5 protein-coding genes and 1 pseudogene are annotated in these 8368 nt (G+C 65.0%); all 6 read right to left on the reverse strand.

Features of this window, described 5'->3' with window-relative positions; all coding sequences use genetic code 11:
* Positions 1-1456, reverse strand: a pseudogene (locus ACO6D5_RS28600) (hypothetical protein); the annotation flags it as partial.
* Positions 1453-3921 (reverse strand): lytic transglycosylase domain-containing protein, encoded by a 2469-nt coding sequence (locus ACO6D5_RS28605; protein ID WP_485827256.1) that lies wholly within the window; start codon positions 3919-3921, stop codon positions 1453-1455. The gene ACO6D5_RS28605 and the pseudogene ACO6D5_RS28600, both read right to left, overlap by 4 nt.
* Positions 3918-6059 carry a hypothetical protein gene (locus ACO6D5_RS28610; RefSeq protein ID WP_485827257.1) on the reverse strand — a complete coding sequence of 714 codons (2142 nt, stop codon included), beginning with the start codon at positions 6057-6059 and terminating at the stop codon, positions 3918-3920. Before ACO6D5_RS28610 ends, ACO6D5_RS28605 begins: the two co-directional genes overlap by 4 nt.
* A 3-nt stretch (positions 6060-6062) precedes the next feature.
* Entirely contained in the window at positions 6063-6662 is a 600-nt protein-coding gene (locus tag ACO6D5_RS28615; RefSeq protein ID WP_485827258.1) for a virion core protein, T7 gp14 family, read from the reverse strand.
* Between the two features lies 1 nt (position 6663).
* Positions 6664-7089 carry a GNAT family acetyltransferase gene (locus tag ACO6D5_RS28620; protein WP_485827259.1) on the reverse strand — a complete coding sequence of 142 codons (426 nt, stop codon included), beginning with the start codon at positions 7087-7089 and terminating at the stop codon, positions 6664-6666.
* On the reverse strand, positions 7086-8368 hold a 1283-nt coding region (locus ACO6D5_RS28625), incomplete at its 5' end, for a phage tail protein (RefSeq protein WP_485827260.1). The genes ACO6D5_RS28620 and ACO6D5_RS28625, both read right to left, overlap by 4 nt.

Consider the following 8368-nt stretch of genomic DNA (forward strand, 5'->3'; position numbering starts at 1 on the left):
AGACCTGCCCATCTCTCGCCATACCGTCCATACCCCAGCGGTTCATGGCGCCCAGATACTGGTTGATTCCCAGGCCTGCACGCAACGCGACGCGGCGGTCTGTGACGTTCGCGGGGTTCAGGCTGCGGACTTCATTCGCCATTACCTGCCAGACAGGAATGCCGTTATGGATGGCTGTCAGGGCGTTGGTGGCAGGGTCGGTGATCGCAGCCACCAGCGACGCGGACCCCAGCCGCGAGGCCACATTCAGCGCCTTGTAGGTATCCATACCTTCGGCCAGCGCCGCGTTGACCGGCGGCTCCTTGGTGCCGGCCGTGTTCTGGTACACCGTGTCCAGCCAGCGCGCCTTCGCCTCGATCTTCTCCGTACGATCAGGCTCGCGCATCTTCATCTGCTGGGTTGCCCGTTCGCGCCAGTACCGGAACGCCAAGTGCGGATTCGGCCCAAAGGTCTCGGTCAAGGCGATATCCCGGGCCATGCCCTCAACGTGCCTTTGCATCGTTTCCAGGATGGTCGATTCGCTGTACTTCTCCGCGTATCGGATATAGCTCTCGGCATCCTGAAAATGCAGAATGCGCTCGGCGCTGCCGTGGTTGGCGATCAAGCCACGGCCAGGCAGCCCCCTGCCCGGCTCGATCTTGTTGGCGCCGTTGGTGGACAGCGTCTCCCAGGCGGCCGACAAAAGGTCACGCACTTCGCCGTCGGACATCAGAGAGCCGTCCTCATTGACGTATCGGCTGCGGTCCAGGCCGGTCATAGCGTCGTCCACCCACATGGCGCGCGCGGCGTCGCCCTTGAGCTTGCCGCCGCCGGTGGCCACCAGCTGCTGGCTGTGGGCCTGTGGGAACCCCCAGTTCTCCAGCCGCCCGACATTACCGCCGGCTCGGTTGAATCGGTCTCGAAGCTGAGCAGCGACATCGCTGAAGGCTTTGGCGGCCTTTGCCGCGTCAGCGTCTCCCGTCTTCGTTCCGCGCAGTTCGCGCGCGATGGACAAGGTCTTGGCCGGGTCGGTCACCAGGCCAAGCAGTCCGCCCTTGGCCGTATCGAACACGTCCAGCATCTGCCCCAAGGCGTGGTTTCTGATCGCCTGCGAAGTGCTCTCCACCGAGAGCGTGCCGCTCTTGCCGTCGGCATAGAACATCAGAGATCGGGAGAGCGCATCGATGGGGCTGAACGTCGACTTCTCCAGGTAGGACTGGACGGCATCATGTCGCAACGCTGTCAACGCGATGCGGCGCTCTTTCAGCGCAACCTCTGCCTGCATGTCCATAGCCGCGCGCTCGGCTGCCGCGCTCAGTCGATCGGCCTCGCTCATGGCCCGCCAAGCGCCCAGGTCATCAGCGGCGATTTGGCGCATGGCCCGCGCAATGCGGTTCTCGATGTCCTGGCTCTGCGCCTGCGTCAAGCCGCGCCCCAGGACTTGCGAAACCGCTTCGATGCATTCCTGCCTCATCATGCCCCCAATCGCAGGAAGCACGCCACGGCGGCCCGGAACCCTTCCGGCCTGCTGTATGCGCGCTCTGCCTGCACTTCGTTCAGTTGATCGCGCAAGGAGACCTCGCGCACGTTGCCATCGGCGTCCTCTTCGCGCACGCGAATGTCGCCAAGTTCATCGAGGCGAGCCAGTCCCGCCTGCGTTTCCATATCAGCAGGGACCGCGTCCCCGTCGCCCGCCCGGGGTGATTGGACTGCCGACTCGGCGGCAACCTCCGGCAGCGCCTGAGATGTGCGCACCTCCCCATCCATCGGCCGAGTTCCCGGGATGGTTTCACCTGCCGGTGCCGGTTGTCTGAGGCCGGCTTCCTGAACTTGGCGGCCACCCGGTGCGATATCACCGCGGCTAGGCTGAGCTCCTCGCTGCGCTGCCATTTCCTGCACGGCTGCCGCAATCGGGGCTGGCCTTGCCGCCGGTGCGTCGATGGCGGCCCGGTTTTGCTCAAGGTCCGCCAGGCGCATGTCCAAATTTGCCAGCCGTTGGGCAGCCTGTGCGGCTCCTTGATTGCTCTCCACAAAGCCCTGCAGCCGTGAAATCTGTCCATCCAACTCCTGCGCAGCGGCACGCATCTCCCGGTTGGCGAGTGACAGCGCCTGCTTGTAGCTGGTGCGCGGCGTCTCCGCCTGAATCTCCTTGGCGCGCTGCCGCGGCAGCGCCTCCGAATTGAGATTGCTCCGCTGAGCGGTCAAACCGACCAGCTCGGCACGCACTGAAGAAATTTCGCGCAGATCGGCCGCTTGACCGAAGGTCGCCAGCAAATCGGCCCGCTCAGCCTCCACCGAGCCGATTTCCTGTTCAATATTGGCGGCTGCCCGAGCCTGCTCGGCGGGGAACCGCTGGAAAGGCGCGCCCTCTTCTGCAGGCACTCTACTCGCCCAGGTGTCACGTCCCAGATATTCGCGCACGCGCGCCAGATAGTCGCGGGTTTCCTTGGCCCCCGGCTGCCGGCCGGCTAGAACCTCGCGCGCCTGGCGCGGGCCGCCGTTGTAGTCTGCGATCATCGCGTCCACGTCCCCGCCGTACTGGCGCATGGTGTCGCGCAGGTACCTCCCTGCAGCGTCGATCATCTGGACGGGGTCGCTGGCGTCGGACACCCCATACTTGCGCAGGTTTTCGGGCATGAACTGCATAACGCCGCGTGCGCCGGCGGGGCTGACCTGATTGCTGTTGCTCCGCTCCCCGGCATTCTTGAGCGCGTTCAGCAGGCCGCCTGGCAACCCGTACTGCTGTTCAACCGAAGCGGCATATTCGTTCAATTCAGGGGCATCGAAGCGCAGTCCACGCCGGGCCGTCAGGTCAACCGTGACAACCCGCTGAGAGGGTAGGAAGCGCTGGCCGGCGGGAAGCTCATCAGCGTAGTATCCCAGCGCCTGGCGCGCCGGTGCTGGGTCGCTGGCGCGGGGCATGAACACCTGATCTTGTACGCCGGTGCGGCCAACGTCAGCCGCCCGGCCCTGGGCGTCCGCCGACAACACTTCCTCTATGGCCGATCGATGCGAGTTCGCCGTCGCTGGCTCTGCGGGAACACCCGGCGCGGTCCCAAGCCCGGCATGTGCCGCGTCCCGTGCCGCCAGTGCCGCATCCACCGTGGCGCCCGCGCGCATTGGCAAACCAGCCGCGGAACCGACTGCCCCAAAGATCCCACCCAGGATCCCTTCGGCAGCCAGCGCAGCACCATCCAACGGGCGATATTGCTCCGCCATCGCGTCGTACCCTGCACCCTTAAGCAGCTCGTAGGTGGACGCGCGCTGGCCGATCCCCATGGCCATGTTCGTGGCGGTGCCATACGCGACGTTGGTGCCCAGATAGGCGCGGGCCCCCGTTCGAACGCCGAGCGCGGCTGCCGGCGCGGCGACACCGCTATACCCAATCGCGCCCGGCACCAACACGCCGGCGCCCGTCGAAACGGCGTCCACGAATGCCGCATTCGCCGCCGTATCAGCATCTATTCCCTGCTCGCGCAGTTCCTGGAATCTCGACCGCCCGGTCGCGCCGCCGGCTGTCGCCGCGCCGCCATAGGCCAGCGAGACTCCAGACGCTCCGCCGGCGGCGAACAGGCCAGTGCCCAGCCCGACCTGCGTGAGCACGTCCGCCACACCGTTGACGACTTGGCCGGCTGTGCCCGTGGTCAAAGGATCGGGTGCGTATTGACGTACCGCCTCGTCAGACGCGCGGGTCAGAGGATCGAAGGGGTTCAGAGGGCGAACGCCGGTAACCGATTCAAGGGCGTCCAGCGCCGGCTGGTAGGTTTGGCCGGCAATGCTGGTCAGAGCCCCTTGAACCTTGGCCGCACCTCGGGCGACGCCGCGCGGGATCTCAGAAACTACCCCCCTCAGTACGCCCGGCTCTGCCTGCCCCAGAATTTCATTCGGCGTGCGCGCTGCTGCGTTGACCTCGCGCAGGCGCTGCTCGTCAAGGTTCATCATTGCTGCGCCCCTGGGATCATGTCGCTTAAACGCCGTCCGAACTCATCCCGGCCGCCGTCTGCGTCAGGTGCCATCTGGATGATGATCGGCTGTCCGGACTTCGGATCTCGCACCGGGATTCCTCCCAGGGTTACCGCGTAGGCGCCGGCGCCCACGCCAATCAGGCCGCTGTTCGACATGCTCCGTCCAAGCTGTTCCTGAAGGCCTCGCGCTGAGATCTCCCGCGCCACGGTTCGATTGGCCCTATCCAGAAAGTCCGATTCGTTCATACCCCAAGGGGCAAGCACTTCGCCGTTTCCATGGAAATTGACGGGCTGCCCAAGGACCGCGGTAATCGCTTGGTCCAGCCGTGAGGAATTAACGTCGGGGGATAGGTCGCCCTCCTGCGCTGCCTTTCCCACGTAGTAGGCCTTTACCGCGTAGGCGTCCTGCATGAAGGCTTGACCGCTGCTGTCACCAGAGGCCGCGCCGCGGTATAGCTTCCCGACTTTGTTGGCGATGGCTTGCGTGAATTCGTTGTCCTTCGGCAGCGGATAGCTGAGTGCGCCGGCCTTGCCACCCCCCCGAAGGATCTCGTCGCCTGCAATGGCTGTCGCCGCGGCGTCGCCTGCGGACTGCACAACATCCGGAGAGAACCAATTGTTTTGCAGCTTCGTCTGTTCGTAGCTCCCGGCCAGTCGCCCGAGGCGCGCCATCATCGGGTCTATCCCGTCCACTTGGCCGACGATGCCCTGATAGGTGTCAGGCGAACCAGCCGCCCAATACAGTTGCCCCAGAATCTGCCGCTTCTCGCGGGCGCCGGCCTGCTTAAAGGTGCTGGATAGTTGCTCGGCCTCCGCAGCCAGGAGTGGCCTCATCTGGACGGCTCCAGCGGGGTTCGCGCGTTGCAGGCCTCGAATGAGGTCAGACCGATCGCGCAGCGCTTGCCCCAGCGCGGCGGTGCCGTTCGGGGTGGCCAACTGGCCGAAGTCCAGGGCCGACGCTGGCTGGGCAGATCGGTTCTCCACCCAGGAAAGGGGAGCTTCGCGGAGCATCTTGGTGTTGGACTCCACCGCGCGCGACAGGCGGTCCAGATTCGAGGCGTCCGTGACACTGGCGCCTGATCGCTGCTGCTGCAGGCGTTTGTCTTGGATGTATGCCTGCTGCGCGTCCACAGGCATCCGCAGCACCTGCTGGACTTCGTCCTGGCCACGCATCATTTCCCGAAACTGTGCTTCATACTCGGTGCCCTGGACCATACTCGACCAGCGGAGCATGTCGTCGGTACGGGCCGGCAGGCCGGTCGACACCTGCTTATCCGCCTCGCCCACGGCCCGCTGCGCGCGGGCGATGGATCGGTCCTGCTCCACCCGGGCCCGGGTATCGATGCGGTCCGTTTGCGTCTGCGCGCGCGTCCGTAGCTGCTGGATCTTGTCGGAATCCAGAAAGCGAACCCATTCGTACCCTGCATACGACTCGCCACGCGCGGCCGCATCGAAAGCCTGAACCGCGCCATGCGGGTCACGGTCGATCGTCGCGGCGCCAGCGGCGTAGGCAAGCGTGGATTCTGACTCGCCCAGCAGCTTGGCCTTGACACCATCAGGAAGGCTAGATGATTGCAGCGCCGCGACACGCGCCGCGCGGCGCTCTCGGTACTGCGACGGGTCCAGGGCGATGGTCGCGGCGTCCGATTCCATGCCCGTCTGGTACTGCGACGTGATGTAGGACCGCTGGCTTTTTGATTCGAACTCAACCGCGCGCTGGCCAAGGTAGGTGCGCTGACGGGTCAACTGCTCGCGGTAAAAGGGCCGCGTCCCCTCTGGAGCGTTCTCCAGGGCTTGCGCGCTGTAGTCGTCGAACTCCTTAAGCAAGCTGGGGGTGAAGTTCGGCGCGCCCGGAGCGGCGGTGTCCTGCATTTCGTTCAGGCGCTGTAGCCATTTGATCTGGTCGTCGCTGGTGGCCTTCGACACCCACGCAGTGGACTGCTCCCGATGCAGGCGATCAGCAGCCGCCGCGACCTGCCCCAGGCCTGCCCCTACGCGAGATAGCGCCTCGCCGGATGTATCGGCGGCCACCGCCATCGGCACGCGCGGTGCGGAGGTCCCGACAGGCAGGGCTTGGCGTTGCTGCGCGACTTGAATGGGGACACGGGTTGCCATCGATTACCTCCAGTACTGTGCGACGTTGCCGACGCGTAGGCCAACGCCGCTACCAGCTCGCAGGCCAGAACCAGCGGCAGCAGCCGGAGCAAGCTGGGATAGGCCATAGCCTGCGGCAGACGTCAGGGCGGTCGTAGCCGCACCCAGCAGCCCGGAACGCTTCGCGTCCTTCCCTGATGCCCGCAACGTTCTGGCGGTGAAGCGGTCCATGGTCGCCTGCTGCTCATAGGCGTTGCCTTGCAGAAGCGCCTGGTAGCGCGTCGTCAGGGCGTCCATTTCCAAGTTCTCGGCGGACTGCTGCTGAAGTAACAGCGCCGACCCACTGCTGGGATCAAGCCCCGACTCAGCGACGGAAGTGCGGATATCTGCTTGCTGCTGAGAGGCGCTGCGGCGCTGCCCGAGTTCGTTCTGCAAACCCGCGTCGTATGCCTGCCGGGCCTGGTTCTCGGCGATGGTGGCGTTGCGCTCTGACGCGTCGGCCTGTTGGTTGTAGCCGGACGCGGCGCTACTGCCCTGCATGACGGAGCCGATGGCACCGACACCGCCGGAGACGGCCGCGATCGTGCCGGCATTCGCGACGAGAAACGCCGAAATTGGATCCATATCACTTCACCTTTGCATAGAGAAAGCAGTCGCGTCCGTCAGGGGTCACGGCGCGCATGAGGCCTTCGCGTTCAAACCCGAGCCGTTCGGCCCAGGCGATAGCGGCGGCATGGCTGGCGTCGACGGTCATTTCGATCCGGCGCCACTGGGCTCCGGCCAGGACCATACGGACGACGCGATGAATCAGCTTGAACTGGAGAAGCGCCCTTTCGGAGAACATCGCCCAGGCCATGCCGCGCTGCTCGTGAGCTTGGACGATCCCGGCGCAGGCAATGACGTCATCCCCATCCAGCGCGGCCCAGGCGACACCGTCGGCCGCCGCAAGCTGTTGCGCATGCTCGGCGCTGATCATCGGCATCGCGAACGCCTGGGCTTTCTGCAGTTGCACGGCCTGGACGTGCGCCGCGGTCATCCGGACGATCTTCATCGGTCGTCGCTAGTGCCCACAACGGGCATGAGCGCCACCAGGGTGACCGGCAGCGGCTGGTAGTTGGTGTACCAAAGCTGGGCGTTGCGCTCGTACCCGCCACGCCATGCCTTGGGTTCTATGTCACCCGTGAAAAGCGGTGGCGCGACGCCCATAGGCTGTGACGGACGCCGAAAGTCGAGCGTATCCGTGTTGTCGCGTGAAGGGCCGACATTACCGCCTAGGCTGCGGTACATGCGGACGATCAGATTGGTGATGCGTTTGAGCTTGCCCTGCGCAGTGCCGTTGGCCGATCCGGCCTCCAGGCTCATCGTGGCCAGCACACAACTGGTGGGAAGGCCGACGTGGATCACTTCTGCGGGGAACTGTAGGTCCACTCGGCCGGCCACTACGGTTCGTCGGGGATGGGCGGCGCCATTGGTGAGAATGTCGACCGCCTGCCCTTCCAGATGCTCCAGGCCGGTGACATGGTCCGTCGTCGCGCCGCGGTACGTCAGGCCGCTGTCGACGTAGAAGGCTTCGGCCTGGGCTTCCTCTTCCTTCAGGGGGGCCCGAAGGATCTCGACATAGCGAACGGTCTGACCGTTCACCTGGCGGCGGACGATCATCCAGAGGTCATCGGCCGAGCCGTCAGGCGATGGCATGGTTTCGACTGCCTCAACGAACCCGTTGACCATGGGATGAGGATGCCAGGCGTAGACGTCGCTGCGCCCTGCCTCTTGGTCATACGTACACCCGACCAGACGACCGTCAGCCCGTGCTGCCCAGATGATGGAGTCCGGCTCTTGCTGATAGGCCAGATCCACAACACCGCTCAACAGCACGTTGGATGCAAGCTTCGTGGTGTCCGACGAGGCGTAGTTGTTGGTGTCGTAGCTGTACTCATAGTCGCGCAGCTTGCGGCCGGATGCCTGGATGAAGAGGATCCGCCCGCCGACCTCGACGGGCTGTATCGACCGTGACCCGTAGGCGGTACGACGCTCCGCGCGAATGTTGGCCGGCCCCAAGGCCTGATTGGCCTGGATCGGCCCAACAATCCACTCATCGCCGTCAGTGCCAATGATCAGGTTGTCGGATTCCACAAGCCAGACAGCCCGGTTGATTTGGCGCGCGTTCAATCGGAAGACGATAGATGAATCAGTCTCCTGCTCCCCGCCTGGCGAATTCGCGGCGAAGTTCTCGAAATCGGCCGTTACCGACATAGCGCCGACACGGCCAGCCATAAGGACCAAACGCTGGCGCCAGAACGCGCCATGTTCAGGCCACCCGTTCGCGTTTG

The sequence above is a fragment of the Achromobacter sp. genome, assembly GCF_057314935.1.

What these genes read in the sequence shown, in the direction of transcription:
- ACO6D5_RS28610 (WP_485827257.1), bottom strand. Translation starts at nt 6,059, where the DNA reads ATGGCAACCCGTGTCCCCATTCAAGTCGCGCAGCAACGCCAAGCCCTG.
- ACO6D5_RS28615 (WP_485827258.1), bottom strand. Translation starts at nt 6,662, where the DNA reads ATGGATCCAATTTCGGCGTTTCTCGTCGCGAATGCCGGCACGATCGCG.
- ACO6D5_RS28620 (WP_485827259.1), bottom strand. Translation starts at nt 7,089, where the DNA reads ATGAAGATCGTCCGGATGACCGCGGCGCACGTCCAGGCCGTGCAACTG.
- ACO6D5_RS28605 (WP_485827256.1), bottom strand. Translation starts at nt 3,921, where the DNA reads ATGATGAACCTTGACGAGCAGCGCCTGCGCGAGGTCAACGCAGCAGCG.